This window comes from Hymenobacter canadensis (assembly GCF_027359925.1).
GTDB lineage: Bacteria > Bacteroidota > Bacteroidia > Cytophagales > Hymenobacteraceae > Hymenobacter > Hymenobacter canadensis.
The window spans coordinates 168,115-189,835 of the sequence record NZ_CP114767.1 but is presented as its reverse complement, the minus strand read 5'-3'; the positions used below and the strand labels follow the sequence as shown (position 1 = coordinate 189,835).

Sequence of the window (21,721 nt, the reverse complement as noted above, 5' to 3'; positions counted from 1 at the left end):
GTGCCGTACAAAACACTTTGTGCTGTACGGCACAAGCTAAAGCGTATGCTACATATTCTTCCGGATTCCGGTTTCGATCGGGTAGCCGCTTTCTACGACCCGCTGGCGCGGCTGGTGTACGGCCGGGCGCTGCAGGCGGCGCAGCAGGCGGCGCTGATAGCCGGTTTGCCCGCCGGTACGCCGCGGGTGCTTATCATCGGGGGCGGCACGGGCTGGGTGCTGGCCGAGGTGCTGCGGCTGCGGCCCCAGGCGCAGGTGCTCTACCTGGAAGCCTCGCCCCGGATGCTGGCCCGCGCGCGGCGGCAGGTGCCCGCCGACGCCGCCGCGCATGTGGAATTCCGGTTGGGCACGGAGGCCGCGCTGGACCCGTCAGAGAGGTTTGAGGTAATCGTCACGTTTTTTCTGCTGGATTTATTTGAGCCCGGGCGGCTGCGGCAGCTGGTGGCCCGCCTGCACCACGCCCGCCAGCCCAGCGCCCCCTGGCTGCTGGCCGACTTTGCGGCGCCCCGCATCTGGTGGCAGCGCGGGCTGCTGACAGCTATGTACGGCTTCTTTCGAGCCACTACCGGCATCAGCGCCCGCCGTTTGCCGCCTATTCATCAGGAGCTAAAGCGGCTAGGCTTGCAACCGGGGCAGGAACAGCGCTTTTTTGGCGGGATGGTGGAAGCCGTGGTGTGGCAGTGAAGTAGCAGCGTGGGGCAGTGTGCAGGCAAAGAGCCGCTTCATCTTACATTTACGGCCCTTCACTCCCTTCATTCTGCTCCCCTACCCATGCAAAAATTTGCCGCTCTGCTTTTCCTGGCGTTGCCGCTAACCCTGGCCCGGCCGGCTGCCGCGCAGGCGCCTGTCGCCTATCAGGTGGCCTTTCCGAACGCCGCGCATCATGAGGCCCGCATTACGGCCACGTTTCGGGAGCTGCCCGCCGGTCCGCTGCAGGTGCGCATGGCCCGCTCGTCGCCGGGCCGCTACGCGCTGCACGAATTCGCCAAGAACGTGTATGATGTGCAGGCCATCGACTCGAAAGGGAAAGTTCTGACCGTGACGCACCCCGACCCCTACGGCTGGGACGTGCCCGGCCACGACGGCACAGTGGTGTTCACCTACACCCTGTTCGGCGACCGGACCGACGGCACCTACGCCGGCATTGATGCCCGCCACGCCCACCTCAACATGCCCGCTACGCTGGCCTACGCCCCCGCGCTGGCGCAGCGGCCGGCGCAGGTGCAGTTTGCCATGCCCGCCACCTGGACGGTAGCCAGCCAGCTGCAGCCCGATGCCGCCGGCACCACCTGGCAGGCGCCCAACCTGCAGTACCTCATGGATTCGCCTACTTCTTTGGGCGAGCAGCAGGTGCGCACCTGGCAGGAAGGCGGCCGCACCATCGAGCTGAAGGTACTGCACGATGGCACCGCAGCCGAGCTGGACGCCTACACCGCCAACACCAAAAAAGTGGTGAAGGAAGCCGCCGCCATCTTCGGCGGCCTGCCGGAGTACGACTTCGGCCGCTACACCTTCGTGGCCAACTACCTGCCCCAGACCAGCGGCGACGGCATGGAGCACCGCAACTCCACCTCCCTGACCAGCCGCCGCCCGCTGCGCGGCCCCGAGGCCATCGACAACCTGGGCACCGTGGCGCACGAGTTTTTCCATAGCTGGAACGTGGAGCGCCTGCGCCCGCAGGATTTGGAGCCGTTTGATTTTCAGCGGGCCAACATGAGCAACAGCCTGTGGTTTGCCGAGGGCTTCACCCAATACTACGGTGAGCTGCTACTACGCCGCGCCGGCGTGTACACCGACGAGGAATATTGCAAAGAGGCCCTAACCGGCATCGTGGATGCCATGCTTAGCATGCCGGGCCCCAAGCGGTACTCGCCGGTGCACATGAGCCAGCAGGCACCGTTCGTGGATGCCGCCGCCGCCATCGACCCCAACAACCGCTCGAACACCTACCTGAGCTACTACTACATCGGAGCGGCCAATGCGCTGGCCCTAGACCTGGAGCTGCGCCAGCGCTACCGCACCGACCTCGACACGTATATGCGCACGCTCTGGCAGCAGCACGGCGCTCAGCAGAACTACGCCCCCGCCAAGCCCTACACCCTGCGCGACCTGCAGCGGGTGCTAGGCGAAGTCACCCGCGACACCACGTTTGCGGGCCAGTTCTTCCGCCAGCACATCACCGGCCACGAGCTGCCGAAGTACGACGAGCTGCTGGCCTCGGCCGGATTGCTGGTGCGCCGCGCCCACCCCGGCCAGGCCACGCTGGGCGCCCGCCTGCAGTTCAACCCTGCCGACAGCAGCGCCACGCTGGGCACCACGCTGCTCGGCAGCCCGCTCTATCTGGCCGGCCTCGACCGGGAAGATGTGCTGCTGAAGCTGGAAGGCCAGAAGCTGACCGGCAACCCGCAGGTGCAGAAGCTACTGGCCACCCACAAGCCCGGCGACGTGCTGCAGGTGGAAGTGCGCGCCCGCGACGGCAAACGCACAGTGCCGGTCACGCTGCAGGAAAGTACCGATCTGGAAGTAGTGCTCAATGACAAGGCCACCCGCAAGCAGCTGGCCTTCCGCAAAGCCTGGCTGAGCGGCAAGGCGAAGTAGCGGCTTGAGTGGCCTGATTCTGTCATCCTGAGCAAAGCGAAAGACCTTGTCACGTCGGAACGATTCGTATGCACGATGGTCGTTCTGACGTAACAAGGTCCTTCACTTTGCTCAGGATGACAGATATTTACCGTTACCGGCGGCGGCCAAACAGGCGCAGCAGAAACAGGAACAGGTTCACGAAGTCGAGGTAGAGGGTGAGGGCGCCCAGCACGGCGGCTTTGCGGTCGGTGGCCTCGTCTTCGTAGCCGAGGAAGGCCAGCATCTTCACTTTCTGGGTGTCGTAGGCGGTGAGTGCCGTGAACAGCAGCACGCCCACGAAGCTGGAAATCCAGTACAGCAGCTCGCTGTTCAGGAAGATATTCACCACCGAGGCCAGCACCAGCCCAATCAGGCCCATAAACAGCAGGTTGCCCCAGCGCGAGAGGTCGGTGCGGGTGAAGTAGCCGTAGAGGCTCATCAGGCCAAACGTGCCGGCCGTGATGAAGAACGTGGAGCTGATAGATTCCATGGTGTAGACCATGAAGATGATGCCCAGCGTGAGGCCATTGAGCGCCGAATAGCCCATAAACGCCGCCGTGGTAGTGCCCGCCGACCAGTCGAAGGCCTTGCGCGAGAGGAAACCGACCAGCGCAATCTCGGCGATGATCAGGCCCAGAAACACAAACCGGTTGCCGAACACCAGCTCCTGCAGCGTGGCCGAGCCGGCCACCAGCATGGCCACGGCCCCGCTGACGGCCAGCGCGCCGGCCATCCAGCCGTACACCTGCGTCATAAAGCGCGACGTCACCCGGGAGGCTTCCTCGGGCGAGAGGGTGAGTTGCGGTTGCGGCTCCTGATAGTTTTCAGAAGTAAAATCTTCCATGAGAATAGAGTGAGAGTTGGTAATAAAGTTGCGGCAAATTAGAGGTTTGCGGCAGGTTAACCTAACACCCAACATCCCGGCCGGTGCCATAGCGCAAAGCCTCTACCTTTGCGCCATGCCCGCCCCCAAGGACCGCCGCCTGCCCCACATTTACCTCATTATCCTGATCGACGTGATTGTGGGGGCGGCCATCGGGCCGGTGATGCCGGAGTTTGTGCGGGGCCTGCCGCAGCCGCAGCTGTGGCTGTCGATGGGCACGGGCCTGTTTCTGGGGGTGCAGCTGTTTTCGGCGCCGGTGCTGGGCCGGCTTTCTGATGGCTACGGGCGGCGGCCCATCTTCATCTTTTCGGCGGTGGGCACGCTGCTGGCCAATACGCTGCTGCTGCCGGTGCGGGCGGGCCTGTTTTTCGTGAACCGCGCCTCCGACGGCCTCACCAACGGCATGTACGCCACCGTCCGCTCGGCCCTCACCGATATTTCGCCGCCCGAGAAGCTGTTCAAGAACCTGGGCATCGAGGGCGCCATCATCTCCCTGGGCTTCGTGCTGGGCCCGATGGCGTCGGGAATATTACTGACGCTGCTGCAGGTGGCGCCGGGCCAGGAAGCCGCCTACGTGGTGCGGCTGGCCGTGGTGCTGGCCGCCCTGAACGTGGTGCTGAGCGTGCTGCTGCGCGAAACCCACACCCGCCGCAACGGCGTGCGCGGGGCCGAACTGCGCACCGAGCTGGCGCTGGCCCTCAACCCGCTCACGCTCTGGGCCCGGCTGCGCGAGAAGGAAGCCACCACGCCCGGCATCCGGCGCATTGTGCTCACGCAGGTGGCCCTCACGCTCAGCACGGGCTATTATTTCTACTTCGTGCCCTTCATCAGTCAGGGCCCGATGCACCTGGACGCGCGCGGCATCTCCTACTTCTTTATGTTCTTCGGGGCCCTGAGCATTGCCCTCAACTACGGCTTCTACACCTACCTCGCCGACCGCATCAACCAGCGCAAAGCCATTGTGTGGCTGGCGGCGCTGGGCGTGCCGGTGCTGGCCGCCTACGGGCTGGTGGGCACGTCGGTGGTGGCGCTCTACGTGCTGGTCGTCATCGACTGCTTCACGCTCTCGTTGATTCAGGGCTTGCTGGAGGGCCTGCTGGCCCAGCGCACCACCGACGCCGACCGGGGCGAGATTTTCGGGCTGAATCAGGCCTTTCAGGGGCTGGCCAGCTTTGCTACCACGCTGGTGTTCGGGGCGCTGTCGGTGCTGGACTTGCGGCTGCCGTGGGCCTGGTTTGCGCTGTGTTTGGCGGCCGTGGCGGTGCTGGCCGGCTGGAACCGCGCCACGCCACCCGCCACGGCTACTCCTGCAGATACCAGCGCAGCGCCGTCCAGATAACCAAACTGACGGCGCCCAGCGCCAGAATGCGGCGGCCGTGGGTTTGGTCGGCGGCGGCAAAGGCCGGCACCTGCCGGCCGTCGGGCAGCAGCTTTTTGTGCGAGGCCAGGTGCCAGCCGATAAACAGCCCAATCACCCCGCCCAGCAGCGCCAGCGCGTAGCCTGCCACTATCCAAGTACGCTGACTTTTCTCGGGCCGGGCCAGGGCCGCCAGCCGGTTCTGGCGCAGCAGCTGCACAGTATCTTCCGACACGTCGCGGCCGCGCTGCTGCAGAATCCGGCGCGCCAGCGTCACGTCGAAGTTGCTCCATTCGTCGGGTTTGGCCAGGATGTCGAACAGCTCATCGTCGGTGAAGCCAAATAGGTAATGGTCGTCCTCAACTTCGGTGGTACGCTGCTCGTTGACAGCCGCCTCCAGGCCGCGGGCCGTCAGGAAGTCCTGCTGCCGCAGCTTCACCGTGAACTGGGCGCGGGTGGCGTTGTACGCAAAAGCGGGGTCGAAGCTGTGCTGGTCGGAGCTGGTTTCGAAGGGGATTTCCTGCTGTTTGAGCAGCTGGAGCAGCGGCTGGGCGGCTTCGGCCGTCAGAAAGGTCTGGTACTGGATAAACTCGGAAGGCATAACGCAACGGGAATAATTCGGCGCTAGATACCAACTTTTCGGCGGGCCGGTGGTACCTTTTCAGAAGCGGCGCCGGCTTCGTGCCACTTTTCTGCGCCGGCGTGCGTCTATCGGGTGTTCGTTGTCTTGATTCCTTGCGTTATGCTTGTTCTCCGTCTATCCACTTTCGCTACCGGTCTGCTGTTGGCCGGCGGCGCCTTCGCCCAAAGCCCGCTGCCGGGTGCCACGCTCGGCGTGGGCACGCCGCTGCTGACCGGCCTGCGCGGGCCGCGCCAGAACGTGCAGCTGAGCGCCGGCATGATGACGGCCGGCCGGCTGGGCACGGCGGCCTGGGTGAGCCCGATTGCCAGCTACCGTCTCACGCCGCGCCTGAGCGTGTTCGGCGGCCTCACCTACCTGCGCCTCACGCCCGGCGCGGCCTACTACCCCAGCGCCGCCGCCGACAACCAGCTGCGCCCCTGGACCGGCTACAACCAGTTTCTGATGCAGGGCGGCGCGCAGTATCTGGTGTCGCCGCGGCTGGCCCTCACAGGCACGGCCTGGAAGGAAATTCCGGGCACGCAGCCCCGCATCAACCCCTACGCCGGCTTCGGCAGCATGGGCTCGGGCATGAGCTTGCGGGCCGATTACCTGATTACCGAAAACCTGTCTATTTCGGGTGGGCTGCGCATGAGCAACGGCCAGGGCACCAACTTCCCGGGCTACGCGCCGGGACTGTCGGGCGGGTTCTGGTAAGATTTTCTGGCCGCAGCTGCAGCACAAAAGCCCCGGAACCTTCCGGGGCTTTGTTGTTTCTTTGGCATCCTATCGGCTTCATTTCGCTCTATGGCCTCCGCCCCGCGCTACGTCAGCAACCCGCAGCTGCCCATCATCAAACCCAACTATCCCGGCAACAAGATGATTGGCCGGCAATACTGCAACGGCGAGGAGCTGTATGAGCCCACATTTGGTACGTTGCTGAAGTGGCAGCTGAGCGAGAATCCGCAGAAAAAAGAAAAGAAAGCCGACCTCTGGACACCGGACGTGGTTGACTGCACCGAATTCCTGCGGGGCCAGGACGATGGCCTCGTGTGGCTGGGGCACGCCAGCTTCGTGCTGCGGGTGGCCGGCCGCACGCTGCTTTTTGATCCGCTGCTGTTCTCGTCGCTGGGGCTGCGCCGCCGCCACGCCCTGCCCTGCCGACCCGAAGATCTTACCAGTATTGATTTCCTGCTGCTCAGCCACGGCCACCGCGACCATCTCGACGAGAAATCCATGCAGCTGCTGGCCCGCCAGAATCCGCAGGCGCAGGTGCTGACTTCGCTGAGCATGACGCCGCTGCTGCGCCGTTTGGCCCCGGGCCTGCCGGTGCAGGAAGCCGGCTGGTGGCAGCAGTACGAGCTGGGCCCTGAAGCGCCGTTCGAGCTGTTCTACCTGCCCGCCTCACACTGGCACCGCCGCGGGCTCGCCGACCTGAACCAGGTGCTGTGGGGCAGCTTCCTGCTGCGCCTGCCCGACGGCCGCACGATTTATTTCGCCGGCGATACTTCGATGGCCGGCCACTTCGAGGAAATCGAGAAGCAATTCGGGCCGCTGGATGTCGTGCTGATGCCCATCGGGGCCTACAAGCCGGCCTACATGATGCAGATGAGCCACGTCAATCCGCACGAAGCGGCCAAGGCGGCCAACCTGCTGCGCGCCGGCCACGTGGTGCCCATGCACTACGGCACCTTCGATTTGAGCGACGAGCCGGCCTCCGAGCCGCTGCGCGAGCTGCAGCAGGTGGCGGCCGGCGGCATGCTCCGCGGCGAGCTGCACGCCCCGGCCGTGGGCGAGGTGCTGCACTGGCAGGACTGGGAGTAGTTTCATCGGGAACGTCATGCAGAGGCGCAGCCGAAGCATCTCGTCAGTGTGGCAAAATCAGTTACTACATTGGCGAGATGCTTCGCCTGCGCCTCTGCATGACGTTCTTTGTTAGCTTTGCCCTATGTCTCCTACTCTGATCCTGAGCCTGATTGCGGGCTACTTTGTCGTTCTCATTATTATTTCGATTCTCACGTCGCGCAAGGCCACGAGTGAGTCGTTCTTTATTGCCAACCGCAACGCGCCCTGGTACATGGTGGCGTTTGCCATGATTGGCACCTCGCTGTCGGGCGTCACGTTCATTTCCATTCCGGGCATGGTGGCCACGCAGAGCTGGAGCTACATGGCCGTGGTGCTGGGCTACATTGTGGGTTACCTCGTGATTGGTACCGTGCTGATGCCGCTCTACTACCGGCTGCGGCTCGTGAGCATCTACACCTATCTGGAGCAGCGGTTTGGGTTCTGGAGCTACAAAACCGGGGCGTTTTTCTTCCTGATTTCCCGGGCCGTGGGGGCGGCGTTCCGGCTATTTCTGGTGGCAGGCGTGCTGCAGCTGGCCGTGTTCGACGGGCTGGGTGTGCCGTTTGCCGTCACCGTCACGGTCAGCATCTTCCTGATTTACCTTTACACCTTCCGCGGTGGCCTCAAAACCATCCTCTGGACCGATACTTTCCAGACCATGGCCATGCTCGTGTGCGTGGGCGTGAGCATCTACCTGATGGCCGATGAGCTGAACCTGGGCTTTGCCGGGCTGGTGAAAACGGTGAAGGAAAGCAGCATGTCACAGATCTACTTCTCCGACCCCAAAGACGATAAGTTCTTCTGGAAGCAGTTCGCCTCGGGCGCCTTCATCACCATCGTCATGACCGGCCTCGACCAGGACCTAATGCAAAAGAATCTGAGCTGCCGTAACCTGGCCGACGCCCAGAAAAACATGTTCTGGTTCACGATTGCCATTGTGGTGGTGAACGTGTTTTTCCTGTCGCTGGGCGTGCTGCTCTACCAATACGCGGCCGCCAAGGGCATTGCGCTGCCCATCAACCCGGTCACCGGCAAAATCATCGGCGACAACGTGTTTCCGCTGCTGGCGACCGGCCACTTCACGCTGTTTGCGGGCATCGTGTTCATCCTGGGCATTATTGCCGTTACGTACGCTTCTGCCGACTCGGCCCTGACGGCCCTCACCACCTCGTTCTGCGTGGATATGCTCAATATCAAGCAATACGAGGAGAAAAAGCAGACCCGCGTGCGGCAGCTTACGCACTTCGGCTTCTCGCTGGTGCTCATCGTCATCATCCTGATTTTCCGCGCCATCAACGACCAGAGCGTCATTACGGCCGTGTTTAAGGCAGCCGGCTACACCTACGGGCCGCTGCTGGGGCTGTACTCCTTCGGGCTGTTTATGAGCCGCGGCCTGCACGATCGGCTGGTGCCGGCCGTGTGCGTGGCCGCCCCGCTCGTTACGTGGTTCATCAATGCCAACTCCAAGGCCTGGTGGGGCTATGAGTTCGGGTTCGAGATTCTGATTCTTAACGGCCTGCTCACGTTCCTGGGGCTGCTGGCCGTTTCGCGCCCCCGCGCCGCCGCCGAATTGAACCCTGCTTTATAAGGAGTGTTTACGGGGAAGTAGCCGTACCTTTGCGCCACGTACCGCGAAATTCTGTTTCGCGACGAGCGGAGCGAGTAGTTACCATCTGCGCGGGCTGCGCAGTATCGGACACTCGCGCTGCTCGTCGCGAAACAGAATTTCGCGGCACCCTTCCTCCTATGAAACACCTCTTCCTCTTTCTGCTGACGGTAGTGGCCACCCACGCTGCGCAGGCCCAGCAGCCGACCGCGCCCAAAGCGCCGGTTGAGCTGAAAGCCGGCCGTATGCAGGCGCAGGCCCGCCCGGCCGCCAACCGGCCCGACGTGGCGCCCCAGTATCCGGGCGGTGCGCAGGCCATGGGCGCTTTTTTTCAGCAGCAGATCCAGTATCCGGAGGCGTCGCGCGTCAAGGGTATTACCGGCAACGTGGAAGTCACAGCTACCGTCGGGGCCGATGGCCGCCTGACCAACCCGGTGGTGGCCAAATCCTTGGCCCCCGACTGCGACGCGGAGGCGCTGCGGGTGCTGGCCCTCATGCCCGCCTGGAAGCCAGCCACCCGCAAGGGCGAGCCGGTGCCCGTGCAGGTGCGCCTGCCGGTGCCGTTCGGCAACTCCCAGATCCTGAAGGTGGAACAAGGAAAACCCAAATTTGACTAACGAGTTGAAATAGAAGAAGTCAGGAGTGAGACTTGGCGGTTGTCATCTTGTTGACGCCCGACAAGCCTCACTTCTTACGTCTCCCGTCTCACTTCTATATACAGAATGGCCCGAAGCGGAATGAATACCAGCGGCGCAACCCTTGATCCGGACGTGCCGAAAAAGAAATTATCGAAGGAAAGCTTCCGGCAGGGGTTGCGGATTTTCCGCTTCACGCTGCCCTACCGCGCCAAGTTTGTCGTGGGCACGGTCCTGCTGACGCTATCCAGCTTTAGCACCCTGGCCTTCCCGTGGCTGATTGGCAAGCTGGCCGATGCCGCCAGCGGCAACCCAGTAGTGCTGCCCAACGGCACAGCCGTTTCCATCAACCAGATTGCGCTGGGTTTTGCGGGACTGATTCTGCTGCAGGGCCTGTTTTCGTTCGGGCGCATCTGGTTTTTCACGCAGGTGAGCGAGTTTACCGTCCGCGACATCCGGCAGGCGCTCTACCGCAAGTTCGTGACGCTGCCCATTCCGTACTTCGAGAAAAATCGGGTGGGCGCCATCTCCTCGCGCATTACCTCCGATGTGGGCATCATTCAGGATTCGTTTTCCCTGACGCTGGCCGAGCTGTTCCGGCAGGTGACGACCCTGCTGGCGGGCATCGTGTTTATCATGATAGTGTCGGTGAAGCTGTCGATGTTTATGCTGCTGACGTTTCCGCCGATTGTGGTGCTGGCCATGGTGTTCGGCAAGAAAATCCGGGGGCTGGCCAAAACCACTCAGGACGAGCTGGCCAAAACCAACGTCATCGTGGAGGAAACCCTGCAGGGCATCAACACGGTGAAGGCCTTCACCAACGAGCAGTTTGAAACCCAGCGCTACACAGCCTCTCTCTCTAACACCGTGCGGGCCGCGCTGAAAAGCAACCTCTACCGCGGCGGCTTCGTGTCGTTCGTCATCATTGGCCTGTTCGGCGGCATTGTGCTGGTGCTGTGGCGCGCCGCCACGCTGGTGCAGGCCGGCCAGATGACCATCGGCGACCTAACGCAGTTTGCTTTGTACACCATGTTCATCGGGGCCTCGGTGGCGGGCCTGGGCGAGCTGTACGGCAAGGTGCAAAGCACGCTGGGCGCCTCGGAGCGGATTCTGGAAATCCTGGACGAGCCCACCGAACCTACCCACCAGCCGGGCGCGCAGCCCATCCAGCTGCAGGGCAACATCGCCTACGAACACGTGGCCTTCCAATACCCCACCCGCCCCGATCTGACGGTGCTGCAGGATATTACCTTCTCCATCCGGGCCGGCGAGAAAATTGCGCTGGTGGGCCCCTCGGGCGCCGGCAAAAGCACCATTGTGCAGCTGCTGATGCAGTTCTACGAGCTTAGCGGCGGCCAGATCACCATCGACGGCCGCCCCATCCAGTCGTATGACCTGACGGAGCTGCGCCGCCACATCGGCATCGTGCCCCAGGAAACCATCCTGTTCGGCGGCTCCATCCGGGAGAACATTGCCTACGGCAAAACCAACGCCACCGACGAGGAAATCATGCAGGCGGCCCGCAAAGCCAACGCCTGGCAGTTCATCAGCTCCTTCCCCGAGGGGCTCGACACGCTGGTGGGCGAGCGGGGCATCAAGCTCTCGGGCGGGCAGCGCCAGCGCGTGGCCATTGCCCGCGCCATCCTGAAAAACCCGGCCATCCTGCTGCTCGACGAAGCCACTTCGGCCCTCGACTCGGAGAGCGAGAAGCTAGTGCAGCAGGCCATGGACGAGCTGATGCAGCACCGCACCAGCATCATCATCGCCCACCGCCTGAGCACCATCCGCAAGGTGGATAAGATTCTGGTAATCGACGGCGGGCGCATTGTGGAGCAGGGCACCCACGAGGAGCTTTCGCAGGCCGATAATGGCCTGTATGCTAATTTGCTCAAGCTGCAGTTTGAGATGAGCTAGGCAGTATAGAGCGTAGCGCTCCGGCGCAGCCAGCATATTTTTCAGCCGCTCCGGAATTCGGAGCGGCTTATGTTTGTCTTGTCCTTCCCTACTTCGGGCATATCCGATTTTCGTTAACCATGACCGTCACCCGCCTCAAACAACGTCTGGCTTTGCTTTCGCTCGTGGTGAGTGTGGCGTTGGTGCTGGTGAAATTCTACGCCTACTTCCTCACCCACTCGCAGGCCGTCCTGACCGATGCCCTGGAGAGCATTATCAACGTGGTGGCCAGCGGCTTTGCGCTCTACAGCGTGTACCTGGCCAGTTTGCCCAAAGACGAAAACCACCCCTACGGCCACGGCAAAATCGAGCACCTGTCGGTAGGGTTTGAGGGTGGGCTGATTCTGATGGCGGGCGGCTACATTTTCTACTCGGCCGTGAAGGCTCTGCTGGCGCCGCACGCGCTGGAGCAGCCGGGCTGGGGCATGGCGCTGCTGGCCGCTACGGCCGTCGTCAACCTGCTGGTGGGCTTCGTGCTGGTGCGGGCGGGCCGCAAGCACCACTCGCTGGCGCTGGTCGGCGATGGGCAGCACCTGTACCTGGATGCCGTCAGCACGCTGGTTTCGTGTCTGGCGCTGGTGCTGGTGATACTCACGGGCAAGGTGGTGTTCGACGCCGCGGCCTCGGTTATCCTGGGGCTGTTTATCGTGGTGAACGGCTACCGCATGGTGCGCCGCTCGGTGGGCGGGCTCATGGACGAATCGGACGAGGCCACCGTGCTGCAGGTGATAACGGAACTGCAGCAGCAGCGTCGCCCCGCCTGGATTGATGTGCACAACCTGCGCGTGCAGCGCTACGGCTCCAACCTGCACATCGACTGCCACGTGACCATGCCCTACTATTTCAGCTTGGAAGAAACCCACACCGAAGTGCACCGCATCGAGGAGCTGGTGCGCGACCGGTTCGAGGTGGACGTGGAAATGTTCGTGCATGCCGACCCCTGCATCTTCTCGGCCTGCTCGCATTGCCTTCTGCCCGACTGCCCGGTGCGCCAGCACGCCTTCAGCCAGGAAATTCCCTGGACGCTGGCCAACGTGGTGAAAAACGAGCGCCACCAGTTGGTGGAGTCGGTGTAATGTCCCTCATTATTCCTCTCCGCTAGCCCGTGCCTACTACCTACCCGCTTTTACTGCCCGGCGTCCGGATGACGGCCGATGAATTTGTGGCCGTGAACTTCCGGCTGTGGCGGCAGCGGCCCCGCACCCGCTTCAACCATTGGCTGCTGGGGCTGGCGGTGCTGCTGCTGGCCGGCAGCGTGGCGCTGGATATCAGCCGGACCGGCCGCATCAGCAACCAAAGCACCGTTGTGTTTCTGGCCGTGGCGGTGCTGTATGCGCTGGTGCGGATGCAGCTGGTGCGCTACCAGCTGCGGCGCGGCTACGCCCGCAACACCGGCCTGCACGCGCCCATCAGCTTTGAGCTGGATGCCGAACGGCTGCGCGGCCGCAGCGCCGACGGCCACTTTGAGGCGCGCTGGCAGGTGCTGCGCCGCGCCGTGTGGGTGCACCCCGACTGGCTGCTGCTCTACCCCACCGAAGCCGCCTGCTACTACCTGGATCTGCGCCGCCTGCAGGCCCCGGCCACGCCCGAGCAGATGCTGGCGCTGCTGCAGCAGCACCAGATTCCGGTGCAGGAGCTATAGTTTCAGTAGCATGGCGTAATCAGCTGACCGGAGCATTTTTCCTTCTGGCTACCTATCGAAATACCACAAATCCTGCGTTGCAACGCGGGGTTTGCTACTTTTGGGCCGTTACCCCATTCCATCATTTCCCCTTTCATGAAAGCTCTTCTCTCGATTTCGGCCGGCCTGGTAGTGCTGGCGGCCCCGATGGCCACTCAGGCGCAGATTGCCACGCCCGCGGCCAGCCCCAAAAGCACCATCACGCAGCGCGTGGGCCTCACCGACATCACCCTCACCTACTCGCGCCCCAGCGTGAAGGGCCGCATGGTGTTCGGCGACTCCACCTCTAAAGCCATTGTGCCCTACGCCAAGCGCTGGCGCACGGGCGCCAACCAAACTACCACCGTCAAATTCTCCGACGACGTGACCGTGGAAGGTAAGAAGGTGCCGGCCGGTGAGTATGGCCTGTACACGGTGCCCGGCAAAGCCTCCTGGAAGATGGTGCTGAGCAAAAACACCAAGCAGGGCGCCAACGTCGACGGCTTCAAGGCCGAAGACGACGTGGCCACCTTTATGGTGAAGCCCTACAAAACGGCCGCCACGGTGGAAACCTTCACCATGAACTTCACCGACCTCACCCCCGCCACCGCCAACGTGGACCTGCAGTGGGAGACAACCGGCGTCAAGTTCAAGGTAGCCGCCGATGTGGAGCCCAAGGTAATGGCCCAGATTGCGGAGAAAGTAACCCAAAACGCCTCGCCCACCCCCAACGACCTGGCCGCCGCCGCCGTCTACTACTACGACAACGACAAGGACCTCAAGCAGGCCCTGGCCTGGATGCAGAAAGCCAACGAGAAGGAGCCCAAGTTCTGGAACGTACACACCGAGGCTAAAATCCGCATGAAAATGAAGGATTACAAAGGCGCCCTCACCGCCGCCGAGCAGTCGCGCACCCTGGCCCAGACCGCCAAAAATATGGACTACGTGAAGATGAACGACGACATCATCGCCACGGCCAAGAAGAACGGCGCCAAGTAAGCGCCTGACGATTGCCTCACCCCCTAGCCCCCTCTCCTAGGGGAGAGGGGGAACTAGCTGCTAATTTTTGGATCTAGTAGGCGCCCAATAAATCAGAAAAGCCCGCCGGACACTCCGGCGGGCTTTTTTTAGTGCTATGATTGTAGAGCTAGTCCCCCTCTCCCCTAGGAGAGGGGGCTAGGGGGTGAGGCAATCGTGAGCCCCACGCAAAGCCCGGCACAAGCTGAAGCTTATGCTACAGTTTTCTTTCCTGCCACCGACAGCAGCAGACTCATCCCCACCACCAGCAGGCTGCCGATGATGTTGAACCACAGGTAGCCGATATCGGTCTTCCAGAACAGCAGCAGCACCACGGTTTGGGCCACGATGGCCGACCAGAATACCGCCGTGCCGCCCACGCGCTTCAGGAAGAAAGCCACCATGAAAATCCCCAGAATGGTACCGTAGAACAGCGAGCCGAGGATGTTCACGGCCTGAATCAGGTTTTCGAGGCGGGCGGCAAAGGTGGCGAAACCGATGCCGAGCACGCCCCAACCGATGGCTGCCCAGCGCGAGGCGCGCACGTTGTGGGCCTCGTCCACGTGGGGGCGGCTGGGGCGGTACAGGTCGATGACGGTGGTGGAGGCCAGGGCGTTGAGGCCGGCCGCCGCCGAGCCCATGGCCGCCGACAGCACCACCGCAATCAGCAGCCCCACCAAACCCTGCGGCATGTTGTTGAGCACGAAAGTCAGGAACACGTAGTCGGTGTCTTTGGCCTCGGACGAGGGCACGGCTTTCTTGATGAGGGCCTGGGCCCGGTCGCGCAGGCCGCGGGTGGCGGCGGTGGTGGCCTGCAGATGGGTTTCGGCGGCGGCCAGCTGGGCGGGGTCTTCGGTGTGCAGGGCCTCTACCAGCTGGGTGGTAGCCTGGCGGCGCGCCAGAAACAGCGTGGCGTGGGTTTGCTCCAGCTCGCGCAGCTGCGGGCCGTAGGTGGCGGAGCGCGCCACCTGGTCGCGCACGGGGCGGTTGAAGGTGAGCGGCGGCGGGCTGAACTGGTAGAACACGAACAGCAGCACGCCCACCAACAAAATGGCAAACTGCATGGGCACCTTCACGAGGCCGTTCATGAGCAAGCCCAGGCGGCTTTCTGTCACGCTACGGCCGGCCAGGTAGCGCTGCACCTGGCTTTGGTCGGTGCCGAAATACGAGAGGGCCAGAAACAGGCCGCCCGTCATACCCGACCAGAAATTGTAGCGGTCCGTGGGGTCGAAGGTGAAATCGACGAGGTTGAGCTTGCCCTGGTGGCCGGCCACCTGCAGGGCTTCCTTGAAGCCTACATCCGCCGGCAGATAGTGCACCAGCAGGTAGCCGGCCACCACCATGCCCGTGAAAATCACAGCCACCTGGCCCTGCTGCGTCACCATCACGGCGCGGGTGCCGCCGGCCACGGTGTAGGCAATCATGATGCCGCCCAACAGCCACACCGTGAGCATGATGTTCCAGCCCAGAATGGCCGACAGCACCAGCGCTGGCGCGTACAGGGAGAGGCCGTTGCTGAGGCCGCGCTGTACCAGAAACAGCGACGCCGCCAACGTGCGCGTGCGCCTATCGAAACGCCCCTCCAGGTACTCGTAGGCCGTATAGACGCGGAGCCGGTGGTAGATGGGCACCGCAAACAGCGCAATCAGCACCATGGCCAGCGGCAGGCCGAAGTAGAACTGAATGAAGCGCATCCCGTCGTCGTAGGCCTGGCCGGGCGTACTGAGGAAGGTGATGGCCGAGGCCTGGGTGGCAATGATGCTCAGGCCCACGCCCCACCAGGATGCGTCCCGGTCGCCGAGCAGGTAGGAATCCAGCGAGGCACCGGCGCCGCGCGTGCGCCACGCCCCGTAGCCGACAATAAACAACAGCGTGCTGCTGAGCACCAGCCAATCGAAGGTACTCATGCAGCGAAAGCGCGGGTGAGGTAGGTGAAAAAGGCTACTTCCGCCACCAGCGCGCCCAGCACCAGCCAGTACCAGGCCCGCCACGAGGGCAGCAGCGGAGGCTTTTCAGATTCAGGGATAGCAGACATAGAAAACGAAGGTAAAGTAAAGCATGGCAACACCCGCCAAAATAACGCGGCTTTCGACTCCCAGACACAGAGTGACGCAGAGTTTCCGCTACGTGCCAACCGGGCGGGGCCGCAGCCAGCCGGTGGCCAGCTCCCAACCGCAGGTGAGCAGCAGCCCCAGCGCCGCGCCCGCCACCACGTCGCTGAGCCAGTGGTATTCCAGCACCACCCGGCCCAGGCAGATCAGCCCCAGCCAGCCCAGCAGCCACGGCCGCGCCCTGGGAAACCGCAACGCCCAGGGCAGCAGCAACCCGGCCGCGCCGGCCGCGTGCCCCGAAGGAAACGCATCGAACCGCCCGGCCGCCTGCCAGAAACTACCATCGGGGGCAATATGCTCGAACACCTGCCACGGCCGGGGCCGATTGGAGTACACCGCCAGCAGGTTGCGCAGGCCCTGGCTACTTATTATCGTCAGGAGCGCCACCAGCCAAATGGTGCAGTGGGGCCACCGCCGCAGCCGGGCCACCACGAACAGCAGGAGGAGCAGCAACCACAACCACGGCGTCAGAAGCTTACCCGCCACCGCGTCATGCACCTGCATCACCCCAATAAAGAACAGCCGCAATGGCGCGCCGTATTGGTGCAGCAGCTCGGCCAGCGGCGCATCAACAACGCTAATCAGCAGCAAAGCAAGCGGCAGAGAAAGCCCAGCAACCGGCAGTAGGCGTAAGTAATAAAGCATAGCACGTATAGCTGTGGCACGGACTTCAGTCCGTAGCCCCCACGGTCGGGAAACCTGCAACCAGTTTAGCACGCACAGCCCGGGGCTACGGACTGAAGTACGTGCCACTTTTGCGAGCTACCTGCCCAACGACACCATATTGGTTAATATCCGGTAGGCGCCTGGCACGCCGGCGGGCAGCTCCCGGAACAGCGAGAGGCCGGTGTAGATGTAGTGGCCTTTGCCGTAGTCGGCTACCAGGATGGCGCTTTGCTTGGCCGGTTCGCCGGGGTCGTTGCTGCTGAGCACGGTCTGGTACTTAGGGTCCCACTGGCTGGGGTAGTAGAGGCCCTGCTCCTGCACCCAGCCCTCGAAATCCTTGCTCGTGATTTTATTGGGCGTGTTGAGCAACGGCTGGGTGGGGTTGAGGAAGGTGACGGGGGCGTTTTCCACCGTCACCCGGTCGGTGCTGAGGGTGAGCGGATAGGGGCCAATTTGCGGCAGCACGGTGCCGCGGCTCACCACGTACTGCACCACCAGATTGCCACCGTTTTCCACGTACTTGAGCAGCGTGGGCTGCAGGGTTTTGAGGCGGTCGAGGGTGTTGTAGGCGCGCACGCCCAGCACCACGGCATCGAAGCGGCGCAGGTTCGGCTCGGTGAGGTCTTCGGGCTTGAGCAGGGTCACGGTGTAGCCGATCTGGCGCAGGGCGTCGGGCACCTCGTCGCCGGCCCCCATCAGGTAGCCGATTTCCTGGCCTTTGCGCTTGAGGTCCAGCTTCACCAGCGGGGCCACGGCTTCCGGAAACAGCGTTTGGGTGGGGATGTGGGTGTAGGCAATGGTCTGGTAGCCGCGCGCGTATGCCTGGCCGTCCACGGTAGCCACGGCCCGCAGCTCCGATTTGCCCTCCGCGGCGCCTGCACCGGGCTGCACCCGGAACTGCACGGTCTGCTCGGCGTCTTTGGCGGCCAGCTCGAAGGAAATGCTGGCGGGCTCGGCCGTCCAGCCTTTGGGCAGGCTCAGGGCCAAGGTGCCCTTCACGCCCGCTTTGCCGGCGCGCAGCGTCACGGGTACCGTTTTGGGCTGGTTATCGGCAAACACGTAGGCGTGGCCGCCCACGTTCACCATCACTGGCGGCACTACCGTCAGCGGGCGGTACTTCTCCCCTTCCACCGGGTCGGTGCTTTTGTATTGGACGGGGACGGTGAGCGGAATTCCCTTCCCGTTGATCATAAATGCCATTTGAACCGTTACCATACTCTCATTTTCTGGCTTGCCGCGTTGCTGTTGTTCACTCACCTGGTACATTCCAGTAGTTCCCGGCTGCACTAACCAATATGGTTGCGAGGTATTCAATACGCTAGGCATAGCAGCAGAAAACTTTTTAACCTGCACCTTATGTAGCAACGGCTCTGCCTCGGCCATCGGTACGGTATAACGCATTCGGATCGAGATGCCCTCATTGGTAAGCATCTTCTTCACCGTGGAGTCATTACCACCATGCATATACTCCCCTAACTGTACATTCAGCAACTGTACGGGCACGACAGAACGGTTTAGTGCGCCTATCGTCAGGAGCAGCGGCTGGCCAGGCACTACCGACGGCTCTGCTGCCGTGGCCTCTATATGCAGGCCCAGACAAGCCCGAATCAGCTCATCTACAGCTCCCAGCTTAGCTCCTACTAGAGGATCATAACTTCGTTTTTTTTCGCCGAAGCCCGCTAGCTTGTAGATAGGCTGGTGCAAATCAGCCAAGGCGGCCACACTCGCACTCGGATTGGCCGGGTCGTACTTCCGAATCACCTCGTCAATCATCTTCCCTACGGCCGCGCCGCCGGGCACCCGGTTCCAGGTCATATCCACGCCCTCGAACAGGTCGGTGGTGGCTTTGTCGCCTTTCAGGGGCTGGAAATACTCCAGGGCCTCGCCGCGCTGAGCACTGCTGCCGAAGCCCTGGCTGCGGTGCTGGGAGCGGCTGCGGGCGGCAATTTCGCCGTAGCTCTGCCCCAGTAGCGGGTTGAAGCCGCCGGCGTCCAGCTTCAGGTAGCCACTCATATCGTCACCGGCCTTCACGAAGAAGCTGCCGGTGTTCCAGAGCAGCCGCTTGGCCTGCCAGGGCTGCACGTATTGGAGCTGCTCGGGGAAGCGCTTGGGATCGGCGGCGGCCGAGAAGGCCTCAATGGCCAGCATGGCGCTGGCCGTGTGGTGGCCGTGGCCGGCGCGGCCGTCGGGCGGGAAGCGGGTAATCATGACGTCTGGGCGGCGCTGCCGGATCACCCAGACCATATCGGAGAGCACCTGCTCCTTGTCCCAGATGGTGAAGGTTTCCTCGGGCGTTTTCGAGAAGCCGAAGTCGTTGGCGCGGGTGAAGAACTGCCGGCCCCCATCGATGCGGCGGGCCGCCAGCAGCTCCTGCGTCCGGATAACGCCCAGCCCCTCGCGCAGTTCGGGGCCGATGAGGTTCTGGCCGCCGTCGCCGCGGGTGCAGCTCAAGTAGCCGGTTTCCACGAGGCGGCCGTTGGCGAGGTAGGCAATCAGGCGGGTGTTTTCGTCGTCGGGGTGGGCGGCCACGTACAGGGCCGAGCCCAGCACGTTCAGCTTCTTCAGCCCCAGCAGAATTTCACTGGACGACCAGGTTTTGGGGGCCTGGGCGGCGGCTTCGCCAACTAGTAATGAGGAATTAGTAATGAAGAGTGCCGCCAACAGGGCGACGTGCAGGAGACGAGTACGCATACGTTTGGGCAGCTTGAAGGCGTGAAGATAAGCCGCCCCGGCCGACCCTGTCCGGGGAGGCGGAACGAGTGGTGCCACGAGTTGCCCGAAGGGCCTCGTGGTATCACTATCGTTGGACGGCGCGGCTGGTTGTCGTTCAACGGTAGTGGTATTACGACTGGAAAAAGCCGTAGTACCACACCGGCCCCCACTTCCTCGTGCGTCCGGACGGGGCGGAACTGTGTCTGTGGTGTTGAAGTTGGCAGGTGATGATCGTGAAGACCCTGCCTGCGTATAGGCCTCTTTTAGTATCCGCTCGCTATCTGCTGATGACGTTTTCCGTTCCTTCCCGCCTGCGCCTGCTGGGCTTGGCCCTGCTGCTGCCCCTGCTGGGCACGGCCCAGAATGCCGTTTCTACCGCCCCACAGCCTGCCGTGCCGCCGCAACAGTGGTACCTGCTCGACCCGGCCGCCGACGGCGTGATGGGCGTGAGCGTGCGCAAAACCTACGACGAGCTGCTCAAAAACCGGCCCTCGGCCCCGGTGGTGGTGGCCATCATTGATGCCGGCATCGACACGGCCCACGCCGACCTGCGGCGCCTGCTCTGGACCAATCCGCGCGAAATTGCCGGCAACGGCCTCGACGACGACCAGAACGGCTACGTCGACGACGTGCACGGCTGGAACTTCCTGGGCGGCGCCGACGGCCGCAACGTGGACGTGGAAACCTATGAGGATACCCGCCTCGTGGCCCGGCTCCGGCCGCTCTACGAGGGCAAAGCCCGTACCGCCGTGCCTGCCGCCAAGCGCGCCGAGTATGATCTGTATCAGAAAGTAAAGAAAACCCAGGCCGACAAGATTGCCGAGAACAAGGAGCGGGTCACTTCGCTCGACCAAGCCTATACGGTCAATAAAAAGGGCGCCGACAACCTCCGTGAGGCCCTCGGCCTGGCCCGCCTCGATACGGCTAGCCTGCGTGCCGCCACCCCCACCGACCCCAACCTCTACCGCGCCGCCCTCAGCCTCTACGCCAACCTGCGCGCTGCCGGCTACGCCGATCTGGAGTCGGTGCTGGCGGATATGAAGGAGGGCCTCGACGACAGCCGCAGCCAGCTGGAGTTCGGCCTCAACCCGGCCTTCAACCCGCGCGCCACCATCATCGGCGACGACCCCACCAACACCCAGGACCGCCGCTACGGCAACCGCGACAACCACGGCCCCGACCCCATGCACGGCACCCACGTGGCCGGCATCATCGGCGCCGACCGCACCAACCTGCTCGGCATCCTCGGCATTGCCGACAACGTGCGCCTGATGGCCGTGCGGGCAGTGCCCAACGGCGACGAGCGGGACAAGGACATTGCCAACGCCATCCGCTACGCCGTGGATAACGGGGCCAGCATCATCAACATGAGCTTCGGCAAGTACTACTCGCCGCAGCGTGAGGCCGTGGATGCGGCCATGCGCTACGCCGCCACCAAAGGCGTGCTGCTGGTGCATTCGGCCGGCAACGAAAACGACGACATCGACGTGAACGTGGAGTTTCCGTCGCCGGTGTACCTGGATGGGAAGGCCGTGCCGAACATGATTACGGTGGGTGCCAGCGCCCGCACCAACGACCAGAACCTGGTAGCGGACTTCTCCAACTACGGCCGTAAAAACGTGGACGTATTCGCGCCCGGCAACCAGATCTACTCCACGCTGCCCGGCCAGCAGTACGGCAACAAGAGCGGCACCAGCATGGCCTCGCCGGTGGTATCGGGCATAGCGGCCGTGCTGAAATCGTATTTCCCTACCCTTACCGCCACCGACCTGAAGCGCATCATCCTGCAGTCGGCGGTGGTGTACCACACCAAGGTGCTCAAGCCCGGCACCCGCAAAACGGTGGATTTCGCCGAGCTGTCGAGCACCGGCGGCCTCGTGAATCTCTACCGCGCCGTGCAGCTCGCCGACGCCGAAACGGCGAAGTAGCAAGCCCGCAGTAGTAGTAAAGCCGCGTAGCGGCGACAGATCGGGAAGAATGTTTCCACTGAATCTGTCGCCGCTACGCGGCTTTGGTGCTCTTGCCGTAGCGGCTCCGG

18 protein-coding genes are annotated in these 21,721 nt (G+C 63.2%); 12 read left to right on the top strand and 6 right to left on the bottom strand.

What is annotated here, in order from left to right:
* The first annotated feature begins 45 nt into the window (after positions 1–45).
* Together O3303_RS00860 and O3303_RS00855 are read left to right on the top strand one after the other, a co-directional pair.
* Complete coding sequence (locus O3303_RS00860) at positions 46–684, top strand: class I SAM-dependent methyltransferase (RefSeq protein WP_269560180.1); 639 nt, start codon at positions 46–48, stop codon at positions 682–684.
* 87 nt (positions 685–771) lie between these two features.
* Positions 772–2,598 carry a M61 family metallopeptidase gene (locus tag O3303_RS00855; RefSeq protein WP_269560179.1) on the top strand — a complete coding sequence of 609 codons (1,827 nt, stop codon included), beginning with the start codon at positions 772–774 and terminating at the stop codon, positions 2,596–2,598.
* A 133-nt stretch (positions 2,599–2,731) separates the two neighbouring features.
* On the opposite strand, the gene O3303_RS00850 is transcribed toward O3303_RS00855, so the two are convergent.
* Positions 2,732–3,463 (bottom strand): Bax inhibitor-1/YccA family protein, encoded by a 732-nt coding sequence (locus O3303_RS00850; RefSeq protein ID WP_350356599.1) that lies wholly within the window; start codon positions 3,461–3,463, stop codon positions 2,732–2,734.
* 115 nt (positions 3,464–3,578) lie between these two features.
* Here O3303_RS00850 and O3303_RS00845 point away from each other — a divergent pair, with 115 nt between their 5' ends.
* The gene (locus O3303_RS00845; protein ID WP_269560178.1) at positions 3,579–4,841 is read left to right on the top strand and encodes an MFS transporter; all 1,263 of its coding nucleotides are present in this window, start codon (positions 3,579–3,581) and stop codon (positions 4,839–4,841) included.
* Here O3303_RS00845 and O3303_RS00840 read toward each other — a convergent pair.
* Complete coding sequence (locus O3303_RS00840; protein WP_269560177.1) at positions 4,804–5,460, bottom strand: hypothetical protein; 657 nt, start codon at positions 5,458–5,460, stop codon at positions 4,804–4,806. The genes O3303_RS00845 and O3303_RS00840 overlap by 38 nt on opposite strands.
* A gap of 141 nt (positions 5,461–5,601) precedes the next feature.
* Here O3303_RS00840 and O3303_RS00835 point away from each other — a divergent pair, with 141 nt between their 5' ends.
* From O3303_RS00835 to O3303_RS00800, 8 genes are all read left to right on the top strand, one after another.
* Complete coding sequence (locus tag O3303_RS00835) at positions 5,602–6,195, top strand: hypothetical protein (RefSeq protein ID WP_269560176.1); 594 nt, start codon at positions 5,602–5,604, stop codon at positions 6,193–6,195.
* A 90-nt stretch (positions 6,196–6,285) separates the two neighbouring features.
* Positions 6,286–7,302 carry an MBL fold metallo-hydrolase gene (locus tag O3303_RS00830; protein ID WP_269560175.1) on the top strand — a complete coding sequence of 339 codons (1,017 nt, stop codon included), beginning with the start codon at positions 6,286–6,288 and terminating at the stop codon, positions 7,300–7,302.
* Between the two features lie 124 nt (positions 7,303–7,426).
* Positions 7,427–8,911 carry a sodium:solute symporter gene (locus O3303_RS00825; RefSeq protein WP_269560174.1) on the top strand — a complete coding sequence of 495 codons (1,485 nt, stop codon included), beginning with the start codon at positions 7,427–7,429 and terminating at the stop codon, positions 8,909–8,911.
* Positions 8,912–9,069: 158 nt separating this feature from the next.
* Positions 9,070–9,546: an energy transducer TonB gene (locus O3303_RS00820; RefSeq protein ID WP_269560173.1), complete on the top strand. Its 477-nt coding sequence runs from the start codon at positions 9,070–9,072 to the stop codon at positions 9,544–9,546.
* Positions 9,547–9,651: 105 nt separating this feature from the next.
* Entirely contained in the window at positions 9,652–11,478 is a 1,827-nt protein-coding gene (locus O3303_RS00815) for an ABC transporter ATP-binding protein (RefSeq protein WP_269560172.1), read from the top strand.
* Between the two features lie 119 nt (positions 11,479–11,597).
* Positions 11,598–12,593, top strand: a complete 996-nt coding sequence (locus tag O3303_RS00810) for a cation diffusion facilitator family transporter (RefSeq protein WP_269560171.1) — start codon at positions 11,598–11,600, stop codon at positions 12,591–12,593.
* Positions 12,594–12,622: 29 nt separating this feature from the next.
* Positions 12,623–13,159 carry a hypothetical protein gene (locus O3303_RS00805; RefSeq protein ID WP_269560170.1) on the top strand — a complete coding sequence of 179 codons (537 nt, stop codon included), beginning with the start codon at positions 12,623–12,625 and terminating at the stop codon, positions 13,157–13,159.
* A gap of 135 nt (positions 13,160–13,294) precedes the next feature.
* Entirely contained in the window at positions 13,295–14,176 is an 882-nt protein-coding gene (locus tag O3303_RS00800) for a DUF2911 domain-containing protein (RefSeq protein WP_269560169.1), read from the top strand.
* Between the two features lie 230 nt (positions 14,177–14,406).
* Here the strand turns inward: O3303_RS00800 and O3303_RS00795 are convergent, their stop codons facing one another.
* The 4 genes from O3303_RS00795 to O3303_RS00780 form a co-directional block, all read right to left on the bottom strand.
* Positions 14,407–16,101 carry a sodium:solute symporter family protein gene (locus O3303_RS00795; protein ID WP_269560168.1) on the bottom strand — a complete coding sequence of 565 codons (1,695 nt, stop codon included), beginning with the start codon at positions 16,099–16,101 and terminating at the stop codon, positions 14,407–14,409.
* Positions 16,098–16,229, bottom strand: a complete 132-nt coding sequence (locus O3303_RS00790) for a hypothetical protein (protein WP_269560167.1) — start codon at positions 16,227–16,229, stop codon at positions 16,098–16,100. The genes O3303_RS00795 and O3303_RS00790 overlap by 4 nt, the downstream gene beginning before the upstream one ends.
* A gap of 88 nt (positions 16,230–16,317) precedes the next feature.
* Positions 16,318–16,896, bottom strand: coding sequence for a phosphatase PAP2 family protein (locus tag O3303_RS00785; protein WP_269560166.1), 579 nt, complete (start codon positions 16,894–16,896; stop codon positions 16,318–16,320).
* 171 nt (positions 16,897–17,067) lie between these two features.
* Positions 17,068–19,662 carry a PIG-L family deacetylase gene (locus tag O3303_RS00780; RefSeq protein ID WP_269560164.1) on the bottom strand — a complete coding sequence of 865 codons (2,595 nt, stop codon included), beginning with the start codon at positions 19,660–19,662 and terminating at the stop codon, positions 17,068–17,070.
* A gap of 308 nt (positions 19,663–19,970) precedes the next feature.
* On the opposite strand from O3303_RS00780, the gene O3303_RS00775 reads away from it, so the two are divergent.
* Entirely contained in the window at positions 19,971–21,611 is a 1,641-nt protein-coding gene (locus tag O3303_RS00775) for a S8 family peptidase (RefSeq protein WP_269560163.1), read from the top strand.
* The last annotated feature ends 110 nt before the right edge of the window (positions 21,612–21,721 follow it).